This is a genomic window from Streptomyces xinghaiensis S187 (assembly GCF_000220705.2).
GTDB lineage: Bacteria > Actinomycetota > Actinomycetes > Streptomycetales > Streptomycetaceae > Streptomyces > Streptomyces xinghaiensis.
The window spans coordinates 6,535,617-6,558,190 of the sequence record NZ_CP023202.1; the positions used below are offsets into that span (position 1 = coordinate 6,535,617).

The following is a 22,574-nucleotide window of genomic DNA, read 5'->3' on the forward strand; positions in this document are numbered from 1 at the left end:
TGCGAGGTTTCATCCTTCTCGCCCGGGAACCCGGCAGACGGGGCAACGGCCGCCTCCCGGCCGGCCGCCGGCCCCGGTGCGCCGCGCCGCAGCGGCAGCCCGGCGCACGGACCCCAGCAGCGGCAAGGAGAGAGCCATGGCGCACACGAGCGTCCCCCAGGTTCTGCACGCGATCAAGGACGTCGACTTCCCGGCCGGCAAGGACGAACTCATCCGGGCCGCGAAGGTGGGCGGCGCCTCCGAGGCGGCCGTGGCCGCGCTGCGCGGTATCCCGGCCGAGCGGTACGAGAACCGCGACCAGGTGGCCCACTCCGTGCGGGTCGACCCGGACTCCGACCTCGGTCACAGCCGCGGCCAGCAGGGCGAGCAGGCGCGCAAGGGCGCCAAGCGGCATCTGTCCCAGCACCTGCGCGACGCCGACAAGCCCCCCGTCGAGGAGGAGCTCGAACACCCGCGCAGGATGCCCGGCACCGGCCCGCGCCAGGGCCCCCGGCACCACTGAGGGCGGAGCGGCCCGCCGGACCCCGGGGACCCGGGCGCCCGGCGGGCCGCCGCCGTGGTTCAGCGCGGCAGCGCCTGGCCCAGGCGGGCGCCGGCCTCCGGGGCGCCGAAGGCCGAGGGGCCGAACGAGACGATGCCGGTGGTGGTCAGCGAGGCGGCGGCGCCGCGCAGGACCCACACCGCGCCCGAGTCCCGGAACGAGCCGTCCTCCAGGGGAGCGCCGGCGGCCAGGTCGTCCAGTCCGTCGCCGTCGGTGTCCTGCAGGGCGAGGGCCGCGCCGAAGCGGTCACCGGCCTCGGCGATCCCCGGGACGCCCGCCGTGTCCTGGTGGAAGGCGCGGGCGCCGGTGCCGGACAGCCCGCCCGCGGCGCCCTTGAGCAGGACGACGGCACCGGCGTCCGCGCCCGCGGGCAGATCCTCGTGGGGGACGCCGGCGGCGATGTCCGCGCGGCCGTCGCCGGTGACGTCACCGGCGGCGAGCGCGGCGCCGAACTGGTCACCCGCCTCGCTCGCACCCGGGACGCCCGCCGTGTCCTGGTCGATGACCGCGGTGCGGGTGCCCGGGCCGTCCGCCGTGCCGTAGACGACCTTGACCGACCCCGGGTCGGTCGGCAGGTCCTCGTTGACGCCGCCGGGCACCGTCCGCATCACCAGGTCGCCGTGGCCGTCGCCGTCCACGTCACCGATCACCGCGGAGGCACCGCGCCCGGGGGAGGCGCTGCCGCGGGCGAGACCGGTGGCGGTGCCCCGCCAGAAGATGGCCGGTTCGGTCATCTCTTCGAAGTCGTGCAGGCTGACGAGGTCGTCCCGGCCGTCACCGGTGATGTCGCCCGCGACCAGGTCCCGGGGTTCGAACACCCTGCCGGTGGGCACGTCCGCCGTACCGGCCGGTGCGGCGCCGCGCGTGAACGGGCCGTAGAGGATCCGCAGGTCGCCCCACTCCTCGGAGACCGAGCTGACGCCCACCAGGTCGGCGTGCCCGTCGCCGTTGAAGTCCCCGCCGGTCAGGCTGTCGCCGCTCGTCCCGGCGGAGACGGGCAGCACGGTGCCGCCGTCCAGGCCGAACCGGGAACCCCAGAGGACGGTGACGGAGGAGGTCCCCGGGGTCTCCACGGCGAGGTCGGTGTAGCCGTCGCCGTCGAGGTCGCGGGCGACCGTGCGGTGGCCGAACCGCCCGCCGGCGGCCGGCGAGCCGGGGACCCCGGCCGTGGCCTGGCTGATGACGTGCCGCCGCTCGGTCTCCACCCCACCGGAGGAGCTGTACACCACGACGACGTACCCGGCCTCCGCCAGACCGCCGATGGTGGCGCCGGGCGCCGAGGAGGCGACATCGGCGTGCCCGTCCCCGTCGAAGTCGGGCTGCGGCGCGAGCCCGGCCGGACGGGCGGCCGGCGCGCTCTCCCCGGCGCTCGCGGGGAGCGCCAGGAGCGACGGCACGGTCGCGAGGGCGGCCACGACCGCGCAGCGCGCGACGAGGGACGGGCGGATACGGCGACGCACAGAGGGCCTCCAGGGAAGTCGTCACACGAGCGGGGAGCGCCGCGTGTTCACCGGGCCGCAAGCGCGTGTTGGCCCGGTGAACACCTTCGGCGCACCTCTGACGACGACTCGGCGCGCTGAACGGTTGCGCTGCCGTGTCACCGTTCAGCACGTCCGTGTAACGCCCCAACCGCCTTTCCCGGGCGGCGGGTTGACGGACTCAGCCCCGGGCGCCGGCCGTGGCGCCCGGGCCAGGGGCGCCCGCGGCGGCGGCCGGGTCGTGGCGCAGGGCGCTGGGCCACCACACCGCCGGCCCGATGTCCCGGGTGAGCGCGGGCACCAGCAGCGACCGCACCACCAGGGTGTCCAGCAGGACGCCGAAGGCCACGATGAAGGCGATCTGGACGAGGAACGCCAGCGGGATGACGACCAGCGCGGCGAACGTCGCGGCCAGCACCACCCCGGCCGAGGTGATCACCCCGCCGGTCGCCGTCAGCCCCTTGAGGACGCCCATGCGGGTGCCGCGGAGCTGCGCTTCTTCCCGGACCCGCGTCATCAGGAAGATGTTGTAGTCCACGCCGAGGGCCACCAGGAAGACGAATCCGTACAGCGGCACGGACGGATCGACCCCGCCGAAGCCGAAGACGTGCTCGAAGACGAGCGTGGCGACGCCGATCGTCGCCCCGTAGTTGAGGGCGACGGTGAGGACCAGCAGCACCGGCAGCAGCAGCGAGCGGAGCAGCGCCACCAGGATCACCAGGATGATGGCCAGCACCACCGGGACGATCACCTTCAGATCCCGCTGGGCGGTGGTCTGGGTGTCGTACTGCTGTGCGGTGTAGCCGCCGACGAGGGCGTCCGCTCCGGACACCTCGTGCAGCGCGTCCCGGAGCCGCTGCACGGTCGCCCGGGCGGCGTTGCTGTCGGCGTCGTCCTCCAGCACGGCGTTGATCTGCACCCGCCCGTCCACGACCAGGGGCTCGCCCCCGCCGGGCCGTCCGGACTCGGTGACGGGTGCCGCCGAGGAGACGCCGTCGGTGCCGTTCGCGGCCCGCGTCGCCTCGCGGACCCGGTCGGCGTCCGCGATGATCACCGCGGGATTGCCGGTGCCGCCGGGGAAGTGCTCGCTCAGCGTGCGCTGCGCGGCGACCGACGGTGCGTCGTTGACGAAGATCTCGCTCAGCGGCACCCCCTCCGACTTCAGCTGGGGCGCGAAGACGGCGAACAGGGCGAGCACCGCGAGCGTCACGGCCCAGATCCGCCGGGGCGCCCGGTCCACCCAGGCGGCGACCCGGGCCCAGATGCTGCTCTGCCCGGCCTCCGGGTGCTCCGGGTCCACCACGGGCCTGGGACGGGCCGGCCAGTACGCGGCCCGGCCGAGCAGCAGCAGGGCGGCGGGCAGGAAGGTCAGCGCGGCGAGGACGGAGCAGACGATGCCGATGGCGCCGACCGGGCCGAGCGCCTTGTTGTTCGCCAGATCGCTGAGCAGCAGGGCGAGCAGACCCAGCGCCACGGTGGCGGCGCTGGCCGTGATCGCCCCGGCGGACCGGCGCACCGCGGCCCGCATGGCGTCGAACCGCTGTTCGTGCTGGGGCAGTTCCTCGCGGAAGCGGGCGGAGAGCAGCAGGGCGTAGTCGGTGGCCGCACCGATGACGAGGATGAAGAGGATGCCCTGCACCTGCCCGTCGACCCGGACCACGTCCCGCTCGGCCAGCGCGTAGACGATGCCGGTGGCCAGCGAGAGCGCGAACACCGCGCTGAGGATGATGACGAGCGGCAGCAGCACACTCCGGTAGACCAGCAGCAGGATCAGCAGCACGACGCTGAGCGCCACCCCGAGCAGCAGCCCGTCGACGCCCGCGAAGGCCTCGGAGAGGTCGTTCTGGGTGGCGGCGGGGCCGGCGATCCGCACTGATGTCCCGTCAACCCGTTCGGCCGCCTCGGTGATGCGGTCCAGGACGTCGGCGGTCTCGTCGCCCAGATCGTCGCGGAGCTGGACCACGCCCTGCAGCGCGAGACCGTCCTCGGAGGGCAGGGCGGGGGAGACCCGGCCGGTGACACCGGGGCTGTCGGAGAGCGAGGCCAGCGCGCCGGTGGCCGCCTCCCGCTGACTGTCCGTGATCTTCCCCTCGTCGGCCGTCCAGACGACGATGGCGGGCAGCGTCTCGCTCTGCCGGAACGCCTTCTGAGCGTCGATCACCTTCGTCGACTCGGCGCTCTCGGGCAGGAAGGCCGACTGGTCGTTGGTGGCGATCTCGCTGAGCTTCCCGGCGTACGGACCGAGGGCCCCGCCGATCCCCAGCCAGACGACGAGCAGCAGGGCGGGTACGAGCCAGCGGGCGGCTCGCGGTGTGGACGGCATCGGTCTCCCTCGGAGAGATCAGCGGAACGGAACGCAATTCTCGTGCCCCCGATCCGCCCCGGAGTGCACGACGCCACCGATTCGTCACCTGCGGGCCGTACGGATGCGGGGCCGGGGGCCGGGCCGCGGCGTCCCCGGGCCCACGCGCCCCGGGGACGGCGGTGCCGCCGCCCCGTACCGGGCGCGGCGCCGGGCCACGAAGAAGGTAACGGGCGGCCCGCCGCCCCCTCGCACCGGGCCGGGCCCGCGGCTTCACGGAGTCTCCGGCACGCGCCGGCCGAGGTGCGGGAGATGTGCGCCTTGTACCCCCGCCGCGCTCAGCCCAGATGCATGCGGCGTCCGGAGACGTGTTCCGGGGCGATGAGCACCCACCGGTCCTGCTCGTCGCCCGCCCAGGGCTCGGTGGGCGCCTGCTCGTCCAGCAGGGCCGCCTCGTGGCCGGTGGCGGCCCGGGCGCGGCCCGTGACCAGGACGCTCCAGCCCTGGCTCAGCATCTCGTCCACCTCGTCGACCTCGAAGGCGACCTCCTGCCCCGGAGCCGTTGCGGGCGGGGTGCCGGGCCGGGCCCGGAACGCGATCATGTCGTCCCGGACCAGATAGTTCACCGGGACGATGACCGGGCCCTCCTCGGCGGAGACGGCGATCCGGCCCACCCCGTGCGAGGCGAGCCGCTCCCGGCACTCCTCGGGGCCGAGGTCGCGCAGCTGCGGATGGTCACCGGGCCGGCCCCGCTCCGGCGGGGGGCAGGGGAAGCCGCCGCGCAGCGCCGCGACCGTGGTCTCCAGCGCCCCGGCCAGCTTGAGCAGCCCCGGGCCGCTGGGGTCGGCCGGGTGCTCCTCCAGATACTCCAGGTAACCGGGGGCCATCCCGGCCCGGGTCGCCAGCTGCTCGCGGCTCAGGCCGAGGCGCTCGCGCTGGCGGGCGACGCGGCGTCCGATGTCGCCGCCGTCGTGTGCCGGTCGGTGGGCTGCCTTGTGGGACACCGCGATCGCATCCTCTCGCCGGTTCGGGGCCCGGCCCGGGTACCCACCGGCGCGGAGGACTATCCCGCCCGGGGCGGACCGGAGGACCGGGACGACTCGGAGCGCCCCGGAGCGCCCCGGAGCGCCCCGGAGCGGCCCGCCGCCTCAGGCCCCGGCTTCCGGGCCGCTGCCCGTACCCGCCCCGGCCGCCGCCGCGCCCGTACCCGCTTCGGACACGGATGCCCCGGCCGCCCCGGCCCCGGCTTCCGTGCCCGGCCGGAGCACCGTGCGGATGTAGTCCTCCACGGTGGCCTCCAGGCCCACGTCGTGCCCCGCGCGCTCCGACATCAGCCAGCGGTGCTCCAGCAGCTCGTGGTAGATCTGCGCGATGTCGGCCGAGCCGCGCAGCTCGCGCGGGACCAGGCGGACGGCGGGCCGGAACACGTCCCGCACCCAGCGGTGGGCCAGCACCTCGGGACGCGCGCCGAGCGGGTCGCCCGGCGCGTAGTCGTCCTGCGAGACCATCCAGGTCTCCAGATCGCGCAGCAGGCTGCGAGCCTGGTTCTCCTCGGCGTCCATGCCCGTCAGCCGGAGCAGCTGCCGCTGGTGGTGGCCGGCGTCGACGACCTTGGGGAGGAACGTCACCGCGTCGCCCTCGGGGGTCGCCTGGATCTGCATCTCCGCCACGTCGAAGCCGAGGTCGTTGAGGCGGCGGATGCGGCGGTCGATGTAGTGGCGCTTGGCGAGCGGGTACACCGACTGGCGGGTCAGCTCGTGCCACAGCTCGCCGTACCGCTCGGCGATGGCCGTGCCGAACTCCACCGGGTCCACCGAGGGGTGCAGGGAGCCACCCGCCTCCAGGTCCATCAGCTCGCCGGATATGTTCACCCGGGCGATCTCCAGGTCGTACTCCCGCTGCCCGCGGCTGAGCTGGGGCCGGAGCTGCCCCGTCTCGGCGTCGACGAGGTACGCGGCGTACTCGCCCGCGTCGCGCCGGAAGAGGGTGTTGGAGAGCGAGCAGTCGCCCCACGCGAAGCCGCTGAGGTGGAGGCGGACGAGGAGGACGGCGAGCGCGTCCAGCAGCCGGTTGATGGTGCCGGGACGCATCGTCGTCTCGAACATCGAGCGGTACGGCAGCGAGCCGTCCAGATGCCGGGTGATGAGGACGGGCTCCAGCGGCTCGCCCTGCGCGTCCCTCCGCCCGGTGACCACCGCGAGCGCGTCGACGGCGGGGACGGCGAGCCGGTCCAGGTCCCGCAGCAGCTCGTACTCCCGTACGGCCGCCCACTCGCCGACCTCCTTGACGGCGACCACCTCGTCGCCCGCCCGGGCGAACCGCACCACATGGCGGGAGATACCGCGCGGCAGCGCGACCAGGTGCTCGTCCGGCCACTCCTCCAGCGGCACGCTCCACGGCAGATCGAGGAGGTCGGCGGGGTGCTCGGGGGAGGTCGCGGTGATCTGGAGTTCCATGGGCCCAGTCTGCGGCAGGCCGGCGGCGCGCGGGGAGGGCCGGGGTCCCGGCCGTCCCGGAGGGAGGGCCGGCGGCTCGCTACGAGCCCCGGTACAGCCGGTCGAGATCCACCAGGACGACCTCCCCGCGCCCGGCCGCGGCCCGCAGTTCGTCCGTGAAACCGGCCCCGCTGTAACAGGCCGGCCGGGCATGGCTGGTGTCCACGCCCCTGGCCGCCAGCAGAGCGAGGACGTGCCGCAGGCGTTCCAGGTGCCGGAGGTCCATGACCTTGTGCCACTTGGCCTCGCCCACCGAGAGCAGGATGCCGTGATCCTGGCCGACCGCGCCGTGGACGACCACATCGACCTCGTGGCTCGTGCGGGCCGCCGGGTCGGCGACCGTTCCGGCGGAGACCTGGATCGGCATCCCGCCGAAGGTCTCCGGGTCCGCGTGCCACTCCACCCACTCCCGGCACAGCCGCTCGAAATGCGGCCCCACCACCTTGCTCAGAAAGACCGCCCTGCTGCGGCTCCAGACCTGCGCCGCCCCGCGCCGTCTGCTGAGCACCGCGGACTCCGGCCGCACCACTGCGTGGTGGAAGGCGATCAGAGGCTCGGCGACGTGATATGTGGTGCGGTTCCGCCGGAAGGCGTCCGGCTCGGCGGTGAGCAGCCCGCAGTTCCTGAGGACGGTGAGCGGCAGGGAGATGTCCGTCGCCTTCCGCCCCACGGCGCTCGCGATGCCGCCGCTCGTGTGATTCCCCCCGGCGACCGCGGCCAGGACGGAGTGGTACAGCGCCCGGTCCCGCATGTCCGGCTCGGCCGCGAGCAGAAAGGAGGCCTCGCCGTGGATGGGCCGCGCCGGATTGAGCACCGTGCGGCACACCCAGTCGTCGAAGTCGTCCCTGCCCGCCGGTACGTCGTCGTCGACGAACTCCCGCCGGTACGCGGGGGTGCCGCCCACGACGGCATGGGTGAGGACCGCCAGTCCGGGATCGTCGATACCCCAGAACTCCGCCGCTTCACGGTAGCCGAGCGAGTGGACCACCAGGTCGAGCCCGGCCCGCCCGTAGAGCGGAGAGGTGCCGGACAGCAGCCCGCCCATGAACGACATGGCACTCCCGCACAGCAGAATCCGCGGATGCCGCTCCAGGTGACGCCCGGACCGCACCCCGATCGCCGCCTGGAGCTGCGAGGGCAGGGCGGGCGCGTTCCGTACCAGGTACAGGAACTCGTCGATGATCACGGGAAGCGGCCGCTCGACCGCGAGGGAGAAGAGGAGGTCCAGGGCCTCTTCCCAGTGCGCGGGCCGGGGCGGGAACGACGCGCCGGTGTACCGCGCCACCGCCTCGCCGAGCAACTGGAGCGATTCGGTCACGGACGCCTCGACAGCCGCGTAGTAGAAACCACCGGTGGCTTCGGCCAGTGCCTGAAGGAGGAAGCTCTTGCCCTGCCGCCGCCGCCCGGACACCACGCCGAGTCTGGGCCCGGCCCCACGTCCGGTGGCGAAGGCCGTCAGCTCGCTCCACTCCCAGTCCCGGTCGAACATATCGGCCGGCTTGGGAAGATGCCGGGCGGTCGGGGGAGACGGCATGCGGGCGTCCTTTGTCGAGACGTAGTTCTTAGAAGTACATCTCTAAGAACGACCCCGCATCCTCCGGGACACGCCCGGAGGATGCGGGACGCCCGGTACGGTGGAGAACCGGGTCGCGACCGGACCCGGGCGGCCGGTCCGCCGATCCGGCCGGAGATCCCGCGGAGCCCAGGGGAGGCCCTGCCATGACCGAACGGAAACCGCCCGGCGTCGACTTCGAGTCCTGGGTCGACCGGCAGATCCGCGAAGCCGCCGAGCGCGGCGCGTTCGAGAACCTGCCGGGCGCGGGCCAACCGCTCACCGGCCTGGACGCGCCGTACGACGAGAACTGGTGGATCAAGAAGAAGATGCACCGCGAGGGCGTCTCCGCCCTGCCCCCGGCGCTCGCCCTGCGCAAGGAGGCGGAGGACGCCTACGAGGCCGCGCTCGGCGCCCGCTCCGAGCGCGAGGCCCGGCGCATCGTGGCGGAGATCAACGAGAAGATCCGCGAGGCCATCCGCAGGCCGCCGACGGGCCCGCCCCTCAACCTCAGGCCCTACGACCCGGAGGCCGTGCTCCGCGACCGGCGAGAGCGCCGCCCCGGCTGAGCCGGCCCCACGCCGGGCCCGGCCTGGGCCGCGTGCCTGCCCCGCGCCCGCCGCCGTCACTCATGGCGGCAAAGGCCAACCGCCGGGTGCGGGACTTCATGGGCTCCGCCGACTGGCCACTACCGGCGCGGCCGGCGCTACCGGCCGCGCCGGCGGCTGCCCGGCACCGGTTCACGGCCGGCCCCCGTCGTCCGCCGGATGCCGCTCCGGAGCCCAACACCCTTCCGGGTGCGGCGATGTGACGGGGAACCGGTGTCGCTTCCGTGCCGGGGGGTACCCGGGGTAACGGCACATGCCGGCATGATCGGCAGCCCACCCCGGCAGGTCGTCCCGCCACCCGCCGACCTCGCCGGTGCCCCTACCCCGGTTCTCATGGTTCTCGCAGGCAGGAGCCGCCCCGTGTCCTCCACGCCCCCCGCATCCCTCACGAACTCCCGCTCCGGCACCCGTCCGACGCGCCGTCACTTCATCGGCGCCACCGCGCTCCAGGCCGCCGCCGCGGCCGGACTGACCAGCATCTCCGCCCCCGCGTCCGCCGCCGACCGCTCGGCGGCCTCCGGGGACTCCTTCCCCGCCGTCGTCGTCGGTTCCGGCTACGGGGCCTCCGTCGCGGCCCTCCGGCTCGGCGAGGCCGGGGTGAACACCCTCGTGCTGGAGATGGGCCGGCTCTGGGACGAGGCCGCCGCGGACGGCAGGATCTTCTGCGACATGATCAACCCGGACCGCCGCTCCATGTGGTTCAAGGACCGCACCGAGGCACCGCTCGACAGCCTCCTCTGGCTCGACATCGTCAACCGGGACATCGAGCGCTACCCGGGCGTCCTCGACCGCGTCCACTTCGGCGAGATGTCCGTCTACGTCGGCCGCGGTGTCGGCGGCGGCTCCCTCGTCAACGGCGGCATGGCCGTCACCCCGGCCCGAAGCCACTTCGAGAAGGTGCTCCCCGGCGTCGACTCCGGCGAGATGTACGGCACGTACTTCCCCCGGGCCCGCGCCATGCTCGGCGTCAACAGCATCGACACCGACTACTTCGGCGACAGCGACTACTACCGCTTCGCCCGGCTGGCCCGCGACCAGGCGCACAACGCCGGTCTCTCCACCGTCTACGTGCCGAACGTCTACGACTTCGGCTACATGGAGCGGGAGGAGCGCGGCGACGCCGCCAAGTCCGCCCTCGCCGGCGAGGTCATCTACGGCAACAACCACGGCAAGCGCAGCCTGGACAAGTCCTATCTCGTCGCGGCCCTCGGCACCGGCAAGGTCACCCTCCGCACGATGCGGCAGGTCGAGCGGATCGAGCAGGGAGCGGACGGCGGCTACACGCTGACGGTCAAGGAGATCGACGAGAACGGCTCCGTGGTGGCCCGCACCGAGGTCTCCTGCACCCACCTCTTCCTCGGCGCGGGCAGCCTCGGCACCACCGAACTCCTGATCCGCGCCCGCGACACCGGCGCCCTGCCCGGTCTCAGCCCCGAACTCGGCACCGGGTGGGGCCCCAACGGCAACATCATGGCCGGCCGCGCCAACCACCCCTGGAATCCCACCGGCAGCAAGCAGTCGTCCATCCCCGTCCTCGCCATCGACGACTGGAACCACCCGACCCACCCCGTCTTCGCCGAGATCGCCCCCCTCCCGGCCGGGATCGAGACCGGCATCAGCCTCTACCTGGCGATCACCGACAACCCGGAGCGCGGCCGTTTCTCGCTCGACCCGGCCACCGGCGAACTGCGGCTGGACTGGCGGCGGGAGCAGAACGCGCCGGCCGTCACCGCCGCCAAGTCCCTCCTCGACCGCGTCAACCGCGCCAACCGCACCGAGTACCGCTACGACCTCTTCGGCGACGACCGGGCGTTCGCCGACGACTTCTGCTACCACCCCCTGGGCGGCTGCCCGCTGGGCGTGGCGACGGACGGGTACGGACGGCTGCGCGGGCACCGCAATCTGTATGCGGTCGACAGCTCGCTCATCCCGGGGTCGATCGGGGTGAACCCCTTCGTCACCATCACCGCCCTGGCCGAGCGCAATGTCGCCCGGGTGCTGGCCGAGGACGTGGTCCCGGGGCTCCGGGGCGCCTGAGCGGGCCCCCGGCGGCCGTACGGTACCGGCGGAAACCGGCCCTCCCGGGGCCGGTTCCTCCGTCAAATCCCGGTGTCCGCAAGACAATTGTGTGTGAACGGTTTACGAATGATCCCCGGGGTGCTATCTGTGTGGGAGCGCTCCCATTCCCGTCGCGGCCGTCCCTCCACCCCGGCCGCACCCGCGGGGAGCGGGAGTGGCTCCACGTCAGTCGGACCCGATCCGGCGACGGGCCGCTGCCGGCCCGGCCGCACACCAGCGGCCCGGGACCGTACGGCACCCGTCCCGCCGGGTGACCCCCTAGGAGACCCCCACATGGCCATTCGGCACCCGGACCGGAAGAAGTCCCCGGTCCGTACCCCTCGTTCGCTGAGCCTCCTCGGCGCGGGCCTGTTCGCTCTCGTCGCGGCGTCGATGCCCTCGCCCGCAGCCGCCCACGGCGCGACCATGATGCCGGGTTCGCGTACGTACCTCTGCTACGAGGACCTGATCAAGAACAACCACCAGATGCCGTCCAACCCGGCCTGCGCCGCGGCGGTCCAGCAGTCCAGCACGACGCCGCTGTACAACTGGTTCGCCGTGCTGGACTCCAACGGCGGCGGCAGGACGACCGGTTACATCCCGGACGGGAAGCTGTGCAGCGGCGGCGACCGCGGCCCGTACAACTTCTCCTCGTACAACGCCGCCCGCAGCGACTGGCCGAAGACCCACCTCACCTCCGGGGCGAGCATCCAGGTCAAGCACAGCAACTGGGCACACCACCCGGGCAAGTTCGACGTCTACATCACCAAGAACGGCTACAGCCCGACCAAGAGCCTGGCCTGGAGCGACCTGGAGCACCTGCAGACCGTCACCAACCCGCCGCAGTCCGGCGGCGCGGGCTCCAACGGCGGTCACTACTACTGGAACCTCAACCTGCCGCAGCGGTCCGGCCAGCACATCCTCTACATCCACTGGACCCGTTCCGACAGCCAGGAGAACTTCTACTCCTGCTCCGACGTCGTCTTCGACGGCGGCAACGGCCAGGTCACGTACTGATCCGGCGCAGCGGCCGGGCCCGGCCCGGTCCGCACCGGCCCGGCCCGGTGAACGGCTGAACCGGGACGAGGCATGACGCACACAGGACCCGCCGGGCTCAACGGCCCGGCGGGTCCCGTGCGTTGCGGCGCGACCGGCCCGAGGCGCGGTCGGCCCGCCGTCCCTCAGAGGGGCAGGGCGAAGACGGGAATGGGAGCCGGGGCCGTGGCCACGGGGGAGAGGTCTCCCGTGCCCGGGGCGACCGAGAAGACCGTCACCGTCCCGGAGCGCTGGTTGCAGGCGAACATCAGGGCGCCGTCCGGGGAGAGGGCGAGGTGCCGCGGCCAGTCGCCGCCCACCGGGACCGTGCCGAGCAGCCGCAGCGAGGCGCCCTCGTCCTCGACGGCGTAGTGGCTGACGCTGTTGTGCCCGCGGTTGGAGAGATAGGCGTGGGCGCCGTTGTGGGAGACCAGCGGCTGGGCGGGGTAGCTGGTGACCCCGCCGGTGCCGGTCGGCTGCGGGGCGCCGGGGGTGAAGCGGCCGGTGTCCGGGTCGTAGGCGCAGACCGAGACGGTGTCGCTCAGCTCGTTGGCGAGATACGCGTACCGGCCCGAGGGGTGGAAGGCCAGCGCCCGGGGGCCCGCGCCCGGCGGCAGAGCCGCGACGGAGACCTGGGCGAGCGTCCCGGCGGACTCGTCGAGGCGGTAGGTGTAGACGCTGTCGTTGCCGAGGTCGACGGCGAGGACGTGCCCGCCGTCGGGGGTGGTCAGGATCTGGTGCGCGTGCGGCCCCTGCTGCCCCGGGCCGGGCGGCGGACTGGTGTGCTCCACCAGGCCGGTGCGCTCCCCGAGCGAGCCGTCCTCCCCGATGGGATGCACGGCGACGGACCCCGAGGTGTAGTTGGCGCTCAGCAGAAAGCGCCCTCCGGGGTGGACGGAGAGATGGCAGGGCGCGTCGCCGCCCGTATCGCGGCTGTTGAGGACCTCGTGCCCGCCCTCCTCGCCGAGGGCGATCGCGGTGACGCCGCCGGGCCGGCGCTCATTGACGGCGTAGAGGGTGCGCCCGCAGGGGGAGAGGGCGAGGAACGAGGGATCGGCGACGCCGGAGAGCGTCCCGCCCGGGAAGATCTCCCCGCTCACGGGGTCGTACGAGGCGAGGCCGATGCCCGTGCCGCCGCCGGGCTGCGAGGTGTACGTCCCCAGGAACAGCGGACGGGCGGCGGACGGCCGCGGCCCACCGCCAGCGGCGGGGGCCGGGGCTCCGGACGGCGGGGCGGCCAGGGCGCGGCCGGCGCCCGGGCCGCTCACGGCGGCGCCCGCGGCGACCGCCGCGGCGGCGGCCAGCAGACCGCGGCGGGTGGGTAAGGGCCTGTCGCTGCTCATGGTGCGTGCACCTCGTATCGGTGTGGGGGCGAGGGGGACGGGAGCCCGGCCGGACGCCGGACAGCCTGACTCATCCGCCCCGGCGGCCACAAGACGCCCCGGGGCCGGTCGGGTCGGGGGCGAGCGGCAGACCCCCGGCGCGGTGTGGTCCGTCCGCCGCCGCGCGGCGGTCAGCCCGGGGCCACGAAGCCGGACTCGTACGCGGCGATGACCGCCTGCGTGCGGTCCCGCACCCCGAGCTTCGCCAACACGGAACTCACGTGCGACTTGACGGTCTCGCCCCCCACCACCAGGCGCACGGCGATCTCCGCGTTCGACAGGCCACGGGCCATTCCTCCGGCAGGACGGTCGCGGAGGTGGCCTGGGAGCTCGGGGGCAGCGCCGAGGGCCTGCGGAACTGGGTGAAGCGGCGCCTGACCGGAGGCCGCCACCAGGTCGGGATCCGCCCTCGCCCGACCGCACGATCACCGTCCGCCTCGACGGACACCTCATGCACGCCATCGCCGACAACGCGTTGATGGGAACGTGGCCTTGCCCGGTTCCGACCGACCGACTGGGACTCACCCCACCGGAACGGCGAAGGGCCGGTCAACGTCTGCTCAGGGGCTCGCACGACCGTGCTTCCAGTAGCCGAGGAAGCGAACGGCCGATTTCGGCATTCCGCGTTCGTTGACGAGGTACCGGCGGCCGCCAGTCGCGAGGCTGCTCTCGCCGGCGAGGAACGCCTCCGAGGGGTTCTGCGCCGGCAACGCCGTCGAGGTCAGCGTCCGCAGCGCCAGCTTGCCGGGCACGGCTTCGTCGTCCTCCCGCGGCAACCAGTGCAACTCGACCCCGTCGGGTACTGCGACGCGCCGGATGTCGGAGGCGTGCGGAACTTCGAGGAACACGTGCGCCCGCATGTCGGCGGGAGCGCCGTCCAGGATGGCGAGGATCGCGGGCAGCGCGCTCTCATCTCCCACCAGCAACTGCCAGCCGTCCACGGGCCGCGGCAGGAAGGTTGCGCCCTCGTCGTAGATGCCGACCTGTTCTCCCGGTTCCGCGCGGAGCGCCCACCCGGAGGCTGGTGCCGCGTCGCCGTGCACGACGAACTCGATGTCCATCTCCAGCGCCTCCGGCCGGTATGCACGCACGGTGTAGAAGCGGGTGTAGGGCCTGGAGGCACCGGACATGAGCGCATAGGCGCGCATCCATCCCCCATTGCCCTGCGCGGGGAGTCGGAGCGTGCTCTGCCCGCTTCTGCGGAAGAAGAGCCGGAACATTTGGTCGCCGCCCAATGCGTGGAACTGCGCGAGCTCAGGCCCCCAGATGGTGACTTTCACCATACTCGGGGTAACGCGTTCGGTGCGGCGCACCGTTGCTTCGAGCACGCGGCGGTTCTTCGCGATGTACCGGAGCGGCCTGCGGCTCGCGCGGGCTGAGGACTGTTCTCGATTCGGCTCCCTCATCAGGCAGCCGCGATGTCAATGGAGCGCGGGTCGTCGGGCTTATCCGCGAAAGCCCTGCGAGCGAGCTGTTTGCCCCATGGCGTACCGAACACGCTCTGCAGGACCGTGCGGTTCAGCTTGTCCCGCCGGGTCTGCGGCACGAACATGGTGATGTCCTTGCGTCCGACCTTCTGGAGTTGGTCCACGAACGGCCGCATGCGCCCCTCCCATTCGCGGAGCGCCCGGGGGGTGTTGCCGGCGTTACGTTGCAGCGCGGAACCCAGGTAGTCGCCACCGGCAAGCGCCGAGGACGCCCCCATCGCCGAGAACAAGGTCAAGCACCAGGCAGCATCACCCACGAGCACGGTGCGGTCGGAATGCCAGCGCGGCATCACGACCTGATGCGTCGAGTCGAACAGGACGTCGTCAGATGCGTCGAACTGATCCAGGACGTCGGTGAGCACCGGGCCCAGCGGAGCCGGCCCGAACGCCCGACGCAGCGCATCTACGGGACGGAGCCGCAACTCCGACGCCTCATCGCTAGTCCGGTAGCTCATCATGACCCCCGGGAGGTGGTTGACAAACGGGAACACCCAGAGGGCCCGGCCCGGCTCGGCGAGCACCAACCCGTCCGACGCGGTGTACCCGGCGGCGGGCGACTGCAGGATCGTGGCCGCCGCGATGTGGTTCATCGAGGACAGATAGTCCTCATCCGGCCCGAACCGCAGTCGCCGCACGGTCGAGCGCACGCCATCGGCACCGACCACCAGATCGAAGTGCTCGGTCGTCTCGGTGACCTCACCATCCGTGGTCGTCGTCCGGATCGTGACCTCGACGCCGTCGGGATGCTCGACGATCTCCACCGGAGTGGAACCAAACCGCTGCTCACTCACCGAGCCGGCGGCCGCGTACAGTGCGGCCTCGACATCGCCACGCAAGATCAACCGCGGAGAGCCCGGGATGTCGCCGAACCCGAGTCCCGGCCGCTTCCTGCCGCTTCGGGAGATGTCGTAGGTCGTGGCCTCCCGGTGGGTCCGGTCCCCGATCGCCCCGAGAACACCGAGCCGCTCCGCGGCTGACACCCCGGTCGGGAACAAGCCGATGAAGTACCCGCCCATCCGCCGTTGCTGCGATCGTTCCAGCAGCACCGGAGACCACCCGATCTCGTGCAGACGCAGCGCGGTCGTCAACCCCGCTATACCCATGCCGACCACAAGCGCACGTGGCCCGTTGCTCCCTACCATGCTCATCTCCATTTGCGTGTCAGCCGCCACGGAACCACCCCGCGGAGGCTCCATCCGCTGACACCTCCAATTGTTGACTGGCTGACGCACTCTGGTCAAGAAACTTCTTCTACGATCGGCTCGACAGGAAGGGAGGTTCGATGGCACGCACCGCTGACGACCGCGCCGAGGCGATCATGACCGCGGCGAGGCAGCTATTCCACGCACACGGCCCTGACGCGACGACCATCGATGCGGTCGCCGCACAAGCAGGAGTCGGTAAGGGGACAGTGTTCCTGTACTGGCCATCCAAGTCCCGGCTGCGCCAGGCGGTCGTCCAGCTCGAAACCGCGCGCTTGCTCGCCGAGCTCTCAGATGACCTGCGCTCGGGATCCGTAGCGCTGACGTTGAGCGCGATCCTCAGCCGGGAGATCACGGAGGCGGCCATAAATCCGAACATGGTTTCGCGGATCATGAGCCTCGGCGAGACGGGCGTAGACGACTTCCCCAGCGAAGTCGTGCACCAGCTCATCTTGAGCATGCGCCGACACGGCCTGCTACGGGACGTCGACATCGACGAGATGGTGGCAGCGCTGGAGATGCTCGCCACAGGCGCGCTCTCCGCCGTCCTCGCCCACCCAGAACGAATGCCGACCATCCTCGCGTCAACCCAACGACTCCTCAGCGCCACCTACGACCAGGCTCCCCCGAGCGCGCAAGCGTCCGCGCAGGCCCTCGCCGAAGCCACAGCCGCGATCGAGGCAGGTATCAACCAACTCGTCGCCGCCGCGGCCCCGAACCGCCCGACAACCGCCGTGTTTCATCCCCGCGGACATGCTTACGAGCCGGTGCGTGATTGCGGGTGGGGTCTGTAAATCGTTCGTTCGGTGTAACTCCCGACCGTGGAAGATGCATCGATGACAAGTGGCGACGCCGGACGCGGGCCCGCCGCCCGGTGCGGACGCGGCCCGTGACTTATCGTGACCGGTGCACCGGGCGGGACGGCCTGCGTACGCAGCCGGTGCCGTCGCGGCGATGAGTTCGCCGGCGCCCGCAGGTCCACCTTTCGACCGACCGGGACAACCACCTCACCGGGAGCAAGCCATGGGCCTCATCCACATCGAGCTGTTCGCCACCCTCGACCTCGTCGGGCAGTCGCCCGGCGCTCCCGACGAGGACCCGGTGGGGTTCCCGTTCGGCGGCTGGCAGGCCCCCCTGCTGGACGAGGTCGCCGGGGCGCAGGTCGGCGCCGCCTACGAGGGCACGGACGCCCTCCTGCTCGGCCGGCGGACGTATGACATCTTCGCCGCCTACTGGCCCCACCAGGAGGGCGGCGAGGACGACGAGATCGCCACGCTCTTCAACCGCGTCCCGAAGTATGTGGCCTCCCGCGGCAGGCCCGACCTCTCCTGGGCCGGGTCCACGCGGCTCGGCCCGGATCTGGCCGGCGCGGTGCGCGAGATCCGCGACCGGCACGAGCACGTGAAGGTCGTCGGCAGCCTGAACCTGGTGCAGACCCTGCTGCGCGAGAAGCTCTTCGACCGGCTCGACCTCTGGGTGCACCCGATCGTCCTCGGCGTCGGGAAGAAGGTGTTCGACGGGGGCGCGGTGCCCACGAACGTCACCCTTCTCGAACCGCCGGCAGCCGGCCCGAAGGGCACCGTGTTTCTGCGCTACGGGCTCGCCGAGGGCACCCCCGGGACGGGGGACATGAGCGCACCCGACCGCGGCGCCGGGCGCCAGGGCTAGGCCGTCTCCTTCGGGTCATTCGCTGGGGCAGCGGGCCGATCGGCTTCTCCTCCTGGCAGGAAGACGCCGGAGGCGGTGTGCGAGTGCGAGCTGTGTCGGCGGCGGAGGCTTTCCACCGCGGACGTCGTCCTCGTCAGTTCGTGCCTGGCAGAGCGTTTTGCAGGAGGACCTCTGCTGCTGCCCGCGCGTGTCGTCCGTAGTCCGCATCACTCAGCACCATGGCGCGGCTGGCGGCCCCGTCCGCGAGGGTTACGAGTTGTTCGGCGAGTGTGGCGGGCTCGCGACAGCCCAGCTCCGTCACCAGTGCAGTAACCAGCCGCGCCATCAGCAGTTTCTGTTCGCGGGCGTAGGAGTGCACCGCGCTCTCCGGGTCGGGGAACTCTGCGGCGGCGTCGATGAACGGACATCCGCGTACCGGAGGCGCGTCCGCCGCGGGTGGGTCGAACAGGGCGAGGATCCGCTCTCTCGCCGGGATGTCCTCGCGAGTCAGCGCGCTCTCCAGGGTGTGCCCCGTCGAGGCGAGGTCTTGGAGATGGGCGACGACCAGGTCGCTCTTGGTACGGAAGTGCGCGTAGAGGGTGCGCTTGGACACCGGCGCCTGCTCTGCGACCTGCTCCATGCCGGTCGCGTTGATCCCTTGGGTCGCGAACAGTTGGGCGGCGGCGGCCAGGATGCGTTCGCGTCCCCCGCGCCCCTGCCGTCGAGACGCCGTCGTCACCTTACTCATGAGGAAAGTATACGTTTCCGTTTACTTTGCGCCGGGCGGCTTGCTACAGTCCCCGTTAGGTAAACGACTCCGTTTACCTAAGCGTCCTTGAGGAGAGTTCCATGAGTGGGCCGGTTGTCCCTGAGCTGAGCGACTACGCGGAGAAGCTGATACGCGGCCGCCACGCGACACGCGCGTTCCGCCCCGAGGCCGTGCCCGAGGACACAATCCGCGCGATCTTCTCTCTTGCCGGCACCGCGCCGTCCAACTCCAACGCGCAACCGTGGCGGGTCGAGGTGGTCAGTGGCGCGAGGCGCGAACGCCTGGCGGACGCCTTGCAGGCGGCCCACGCCGAACAGCGCACCTCGGCCGACTTCCCGTACTCCGAGGGCATGTACGCCCCCGTCCACCAGGAGCGGCGGGCGGCCTTCGGCGCCGATCTGTACAGGGTGCTGGGCGTCGCCCCTGGCGACTACGCGGCCCGCGCGGCCTATGAGGCGGAGAGCCTGCGCTTCTACGGGGCACCACATGCCGCGTTCCTGTTCGTCACCGGCGACGGCGGGGCGCGACTGGCCGCCGACGTCGGCGCCTACATGCAGACGCTGCTCCTGGCCATGGCCGCATACGGCGTGGACAGTTGCCCGCAGGGCCTGCTCAGCTTCTACGCCGACACCGTCCGGACCGACCTCGGCGTTGCCGACGGGAAGTTGCTCGTGGGCATCTCTTTCGGCTATGCCGACGAGAGCGCACCGGTGAACCGAGTCACGGCCGAGCGGGCCGCCCTCGAAAAAACCACTGCCTTCCACGTCTAGCGAGCTTCCTTCGGATCAACGGGCTGGCCAGATGTAAATCGCGGCGATGTGGAGTCCGGCGAGGTAGATGGTGGCGGTCTTGTCGCAGCGGGTGGCCAGGTCGCGCCACTGCTTGAGTTTGTTGATGCAGCGCTCGACGGTGTCGCGGTGCTTGTATGCCTCGCGGTCGAAGGCCGGTGGCCTGCCGCCGCGTTGGCCGAGTCGTTTGCGGTGGGCGGCTTGGCCGGCGGGCTGGGGGATGACCGCCCCGATCCCGCGCCTGCGGAGTTCTGTGCGGATGGCGCGGGATGAGTGGGCCTTGTCCGCCAGGAGCACACCGGGTGTGGTGCGTGGCCGACCGCCTCGTGGCCGGGGCACGCGCAGGTGTGCCATGACCTTCGGGAAGGCGGGTGCGTCACCGGCTTGGCCGGGGGTGGGAGTGAACGCCAGTGGACGGCATTGGCTGTCGGCTGCCAGATGGATCTTGGTGGCCGGTCCGCCGCGGGAGCGTCCGAAGGCATGATCGTGTGGCTCGCTGGCCGGGGCCCCTTTTGACGGGCCCCGGCCGCGTGCTGGTGAGCGCGGACAACGGTGGAGTCGACCGCGACGGCCCAGTCGAGATCGTCTTCGGCGTCGGTCCGGGCCAGGAGGGCGGTCAGCACGCGTTCCCAGGTGCCATCGGCGGCCCATGTCCGCAGCCGGTCGTGCACGCCCTTCCACGAGCCGAACTCGGCGGGCAGGTCCATCCACGGCGTTCCGGTCCGGTACTTGTAGCCGATCGCGTCGATCACCTGCCGGTGGTCACGCTACCGGCCGCCCGGCTTGGGTGTCCGGTGCGGCGGCAACGGCTCAATCCGCGCCCACTGCAGGTCACTTGACGGCACACATCAACCAACGAGCAGATGATCCGCAAGAAACGCCCCAGCCGCCCCCGCGCCGGGCGGGTTCGTGGGGCCGGCGGCGGATCGGCCGGGCCGGCGTTCCGTCACGTCACCGCAGCGGCAGGTCCACGTGGAGCAGCCACAGGCCGCCGTCCCGGGCCGCCCGGGCCTCGCCCCCGAGCAGCGCGGCACGCTCGCGGATCCCGCGCAGCCCGCTGCCGCCGCCCGCGCCGGCCGCCGGGGCCGGCACCGCAGCGGCCAGCGGATTGCGCACCTCCAGCCGCAGTCGCCCCTCCTCCACGGCGATACGGACCCGGACCGGGACGGGACCCGCGTGCCGCAGCACGTTGGTGAGGGCCTCCTGCAGGATCCGGTAGCCCTCGCGGGACACCGGGCCCGGCACGTCCTCCAGCGGTCCGGTCACCTCGGCGTCGACCCGCGAGCCCGAGGAGCGTGCGGAGTCCAGCAGTTGGTCCGCCTCGTCGAGCGCCGGGCGGGCGCCGGCCGGCCGCCGTGTCTCGCGCAGCACGAGCAGCACCCGTTCGAGGTCCTCCAGCGCCGCCCGCCCCGTCTCCTCGATGGTCTCCAGCGCCCGGTCGGTGAAGTCCGGATCGGTGGTCGTCCGGGCGGCACCGGCCTGAACCACGGCCAGCGTCAGGGCGTGGCCGATGGAATCGTGCAGCTCCCGGGCGATGCGGTTGCGTTCCAGCAGCCGCTCGGTGCGCTCCTCCAGCTCGGCCAGGCGCTCCTTGGCCGACGGCCCGAGCAGCAGGCGGGCGGCCTCGGCCATGAGGGCTCCCGCTCCGGCGACCACCGTGATCAGCACCAGGAAGGGCACCGGCACCAGCAGCACGTACCCCCAGCCGGTACCGGAGACCGGCAGCAGCAGCGGGCCGGCGACACCGGGATTCCCGGCCGCCGCCCCGGCGAGCTCCATCGAGAGCGCCATCAGCTGCCCCGTCACCAGCGCGACGGCCAGCCCCGCTTCCAGCCGCAACACCATCCAGGCACCGGTCCGGGCCCGGTCGCTCCACGAAGCGGACGGAACGGTGGAGACGCCCGCGTCCCCGTCTCCCCTCACCCGCGCGTGCGGTCCGGGGAACAGCATCAGCTGGGCCTGCAGACCCTCTGCCCGGCGCACCTCGGGCACCACGGCGGCGGCCACAACGAGCGGAACGGGCAGTAGCGCGATCAGCGCCCAGTCGGCCGGCGACGGACTGTCCAGCCCCGGATAGACCATGGCGCAGACGAACGGCAGGATCGACCCCACCAGCAGGTGGAGCCAGCGCGTGTACGTGACCGCCGGGTCAGCGGCAGCAGGAGGCCCGGCACGCCGTCATCGTGCCAGAGCGGCCGGAAGGGCGGCTCCCCCGCGCGGGGGAGGCGGACTCCAACGGCGGGGGATGCCCGGCCCCCGCCCGTACGGCCACGCTGACGCCATGACCAGCATCGACCTCACCGACCTCACGAAGGAGTACGGCGGCACCCGGGCCGTCGACCGCCTGACGTGCAGCATCGCGCCGGGCCGGGTCACCGGGTTCCTCGGGCCCAACGGCGCCGGCAAGTCCACCACCATGCGTCTCGTCCTCGGCCTCGGCCACCCCACCGCCGGCACCGCCACGGTCGGCGGCCGCCCGTACCGGACGCTTCACGAGCCGCTGCGCACGGCCGGCGCCCTGCTGGACGCCCAAGCGGCCCACGGTTCCCGCACGGCCCGCGACCATCTGCGCCTTCTCGCCGCCGGCAACCGCATTCCGGCCCGCCGCATCGACGAGGTCCTCCGGGAGACCGGCCTCAGCACGGCGGCACGCCGCCGCATCAGGACCTTCTCGCTCGGCATGCGCCAGCGTCTCGGCATCGCCGCCGCGCTCCTCGGGGACCCGCCCGTTCTCCTGCTGGACGAGCCGGCCAACGGCCTCGACCCCGAAGGGATCGTCTGGATCCGCGAGTTGCTGCGCCGGCTCGCCCGCGAGGGCCGCACGGTCCTGGTCTCCAGCCACCTGATGAACGAGACCGCGACCTTCGCCGACCACCTTGTCGTCCTCGGGCGGGGCCGGCTCCTCGCCGACCTCCCCCTGCGGGACTTCATCGACCGGCACAGCCGCGCACGCGTCCGCGTCCGCACCGGCGACCCCATCCGGCTGCGCGCCGCGCTGCTGGCCGAGGGACACCCCGTCACGGGAGACGGTGACGGTGGGTGGATGGTGGAGGACACCACGGCCGAGGAAGTCGGAGCCGTCGCCGCGCGTGCGGGCGTTCCGGTGTCCGGGCTCACCGACGAACGTGCCTCCCTGGAACAGGCCTACCTCGCCCTCACGACAGACGAGACCGAATTCGCCGCCGCGGCTTCCCCGTCCCCGTCCCCGGCCGCGGTGCGGGAGGCCTGAC

17 protein-coding genes and 3 pseudogenes are annotated in these 22,574 nt (G+C 72.6%); 8 read left to right on the forward strand and 12 right to left on the reverse strand.

From position 1 onward, the window contains the following. Positions 1-136: 136 nt before the first annotated feature. On the forward strand, positions 137-502 hold the full coding sequence (locus SXIN_RS27975; protein ID WP_019708604.1) for a DUF2795 domain-containing protein: 366 nt from the start codon (positions 137-139) through the stop codon (positions 500-502). Between the two features lie 59 nt (positions 503-561). Here the strand turns inward: SXIN_RS27975 and SXIN_RS27980 are convergent, their stop codons facing one another. From SXIN_RS27980 to SXIN_RS28000, 5 genes are all read right to left on the reverse strand, one after another. Beyond that, positions 562-2,001, reverse strand: coding sequence for an FG-GAP and VCBS repeat-containing protein (locus tag SXIN_RS27980; RefSeq protein WP_238153882.1), 1,440 nt, complete (start codon positions 1,999-2,001; stop codon positions 562-564). A gap of 199 nt (positions 2,002-2,200) precedes the next feature. Then, positions 2,201-4,342, reverse strand: coding sequence for an MMPL family transporter (locus SXIN_RS27985; protein WP_095757712.1), 2,142 nt, complete (start codon positions 4,340-4,342; stop codon positions 2,201-2,203). A 317-nt stretch (positions 4,343-4,659) separates the two neighbouring features. Continuing rightward, positions 4,660-5,325, reverse strand: coding sequence for a helix-turn-helix domain-containing protein (locus SXIN_RS27990; protein WP_019706628.1), 666 nt, complete (start codon positions 5,323-5,325; stop codon positions 4,660-4,662). Between the two features lie 144 nt (positions 5,326-5,469). After that, a complete protein-coding gene (locus SXIN_RS27995; RefSeq protein WP_095757713.1) occupies positions 5,470-6,777 on the reverse strand; it encodes a DUF4032 domain-containing protein in 1,308 nt (435 codons plus the stop codon). 79 nt (positions 6,778-6,856) lie between these two features. Then, positions 6,857-8,350, reverse strand: a complete 1,494-nt coding sequence (locus tag SXIN_RS28000; RefSeq protein ID WP_019708601.1) for an AAA family ATPase — start codon at positions 8,348-8,350, stop codon at positions 6,857-6,859. A 185-nt stretch (positions 8,351-8,535) separates the two neighbouring features. Between SXIN_RS28000 and SXIN_RS28005 the strand changes: the two genes are divergently transcribed. From SXIN_RS28005 to SXIN_RS28015, 3 genes and pseudogenes are all read left to right on the forward strand, one after another. After that, positions 8,536-8,937 (forward strand): DnaJ family domain-containing protein, encoded by a 402-nt coding sequence (locus SXIN_RS28005; protein ID WP_019708600.1) that lies wholly within the window; start codon positions 8,536-8,538, stop codon positions 8,935-8,937. 399 nt (positions 8,938-9,336) lie between these two features. Continuing rightward, on the forward strand, positions 9,337-11,013 hold the full coding sequence (locus SXIN_RS28010) for a GMC oxidoreductase (protein ID WP_019708599.1): 1,677 nt from the start codon (positions 9,337-9,339) through the stop codon (positions 11,011-11,013). 414 nt (positions 11,014-11,427) lie between these two features. Then, positions 11,428-12,045, forward strand: a pseudogene (locus tag SXIN_RS28015) (lytic polysaccharide monooxygenase auxiliary activity family 9 protein); the annotation flags it as partial. A 170-nt stretch (positions 12,046-12,215) separates the two neighbouring features. Here SXIN_RS28015 and SXIN_RS28020 read toward each other — a convergent pair. The 4 genes and pseudogenes from SXIN_RS28020 to SXIN_RS28040 form a co-directional block, all read right to left on the reverse strand. After that, positions 12,216-13,412: a lactonase family protein gene (locus SXIN_RS28020; protein WP_095757715.1), complete on the reverse strand. Its 1,197-nt coding sequence runs from the start codon at positions 13,410-13,412 to the stop codon at positions 12,216-12,218. A 170-nt stretch (positions 13,413-13,582) separates the two neighbouring features. Then, positions 13,583-13,744 (reverse strand): annotated as a pseudogene (locus tag SXIN_RS28025) (response regulator transcription factor); the annotation flags it as partial. A 267-nt stretch (positions 13,745-14,011) separates the two neighbouring features. After that, positions 14,012-14,779: a siderophore-interacting protein gene (locus tag SXIN_RS28035; RefSeq protein WP_019708595.1), complete on the reverse strand. Its 768-nt coding sequence runs from the start codon at positions 14,777-14,779 to the stop codon at positions 14,012-14,014. Between the two features lie 77 nt (positions 14,780-14,856). Then, positions 14,857-16,092, reverse strand: a complete 1,236-nt coding sequence (locus SXIN_RS28040; protein ID WP_337589377.1) for an FAD-dependent monooxygenase — start codon at positions 16,090-16,092, stop codon at positions 14,857-14,859. Between the two features lie 128 nt (positions 16,093-16,220). Here SXIN_RS28040 and SXIN_RS32540 point away from each other — a divergent pair, with 128 nt between their 5' ends. Further along, on the forward strand, positions 16,221-16,934 hold the full coding sequence (locus SXIN_RS32540; RefSeq protein ID WP_019708593.1) for a TetR/AcrR family transcriptional regulator: 714 nt from the start codon (positions 16,221-16,223) through the stop codon (positions 16,932-16,934). A 229-nt stretch (positions 16,935-17,163) separates the two neighbouring features. Further along, positions 17,164-17,808, forward strand: a complete 645-nt coding sequence (locus tag SXIN_RS28050) for a dihydrofolate reductase family protein (protein ID WP_019708592.1) — start codon at positions 17,164-17,166, stop codon at positions 17,806-17,808. Between the two features lie 133 nt (positions 17,809-17,941). Here SXIN_RS28050 and SXIN_RS28055 read toward each other — a convergent pair whose 3' ends face one another. Continuing rightward, on the reverse strand, positions 17,942-18,535 hold the full coding sequence (locus SXIN_RS28055) for a TetR/AcrR family transcriptional regulator (RefSeq protein WP_019708591.1): 594 nt from the start codon (positions 18,533-18,535) through the stop codon (positions 17,942-17,944). A 101-nt stretch (positions 18,536-18,636) separates the two neighbouring features. Between SXIN_RS28055 and SXIN_RS28060 the strand changes: the two genes are divergently transcribed. After that, the gene (locus tag SXIN_RS28060; RefSeq protein WP_019708590.1) at positions 18,637-19,326 is read left to right on the forward strand and encodes a nitroreductase; all 690 of its coding nucleotides are present in this window, start codon (positions 18,637-18,639) and stop codon (positions 19,324-19,326) included. Between the two features lie 15 nt (positions 19,327-19,341). Here SXIN_RS28060 and SXIN_RS28065 read toward each other — a convergent pair. Together SXIN_RS28065 and SXIN_RS28070 are read right to left on the reverse strand one after the other, a co-directional pair. Next, a pseudogene (locus SXIN_RS28065) lies at positions 19,342-20,189 on the reverse strand (IS5 family transposase). A 106-nt stretch (positions 20,190-20,295) separates the two neighbouring features. After that, positions 20,296-21,456 carry a sensor histidine kinase gene (locus tag SXIN_RS28070; protein ID WP_337589364.1) on the reverse strand — a complete coding sequence of 387 codons (1,161 nt, stop codon included), beginning with the start codon at positions 21,454-21,456 and terminating at the stop codon, positions 20,296-20,298. A 169-nt stretch (positions 21,457-21,625) separates the two neighbouring features. Here SXIN_RS28070 and SXIN_RS28075 point away from each other — a divergent pair, with 169 nt between their 5' ends. Then, positions 21,626-22,573, forward strand: a complete 948-nt coding sequence (locus SXIN_RS28075; RefSeq protein WP_039821102.1) for an ATP-binding cassette domain-containing protein — start codon at positions 21,626-21,628, stop codon at positions 22,571-22,573. Position 22,574 lies beyond the last annotated feature (1 nt).

Bases quoted from the DNA above. Each gene is read 5' to 3' on its own strand.
- SXIN_RS27975 (WP_019708604.1), top strand. From the start codon at position 137: ATGGCGCACACGAGCGTCCCCCAGGTTCTGCACGCGATCAAGGACGTC.
- SXIN_RS27985 (WP_095757712.1), bottom strand. From the start codon at position 4,342: ATGCCGTCCACACCGCGAGCCGCCCGCTGGCTCGTACCCGCCCTGCTG.
- SXIN_RS27995 (WP_095757713.1), bottom strand. From the start codon at position 6,777: ATGGAACTCCAGATCACCGCGACCTCCCCCGAGCACCCCGCCGACCTC.
- SXIN_RS28000 (WP_019708601.1), bottom strand. From the start codon at position 8,350: ATGCCGTCTCCCCCGACCGCCCGGCATCTTCCCAAGCCGGCCGATATG.
- SXIN_RS28005 (WP_019708600.1), top strand. From the start codon at position 8,536: ATGACCGAACGGAAACCGCCCGGCGTCGACTTCGAGTCCTGGGTCGAC.
- SXIN_RS28020 (WP_095757715.1), bottom strand. From the start codon at position 13,412: ATGAGCAGCGACAGGCCCTTACCCACCCGCCGCGGTCTGCTGGCCGCC.
- SXIN_RS28040 (WP_337589377.1), bottom strand. From the start codon at position 16,092: ATGGAGATGAGCATGGTAGGGAGCAACGGGCCACGTGCGCTTGTGGTC.
- SXIN_RS32540 (WP_019708593.1), top strand. From the start codon at position 16,221: ATGGCACGCACCGCTGACGACCGCGCCGAGGCGATCATGACCGCGGCG.
- SXIN_RS28050 (WP_019708592.1), top strand. From the start codon at position 17,164: ATGGGCCTCATCCACATCGAGCTGTTCGCCACCCTCGACCTCGTCGGG.
- SXIN_RS28055 (WP_019708591.1), bottom strand. From the start codon at position 18,535: ATGAGTAAGGTGACGACGGCGTCTCGACGGCAGGGGCGCGGGGGACGC.
- SXIN_RS28060 (WP_019708590.1), top strand. From the start codon at position 18,637: ATGAGTGGGCCGGTTGTCCCTGAGCTGAGCGACTACGCGGAGAAGCTG.
- SXIN_RS28075 (WP_039821102.1), top strand. From the start codon at position 21,626: ATGACCAGCATCGACCTCACCGACCTCACGAAGGAGTACGGCGGCACC.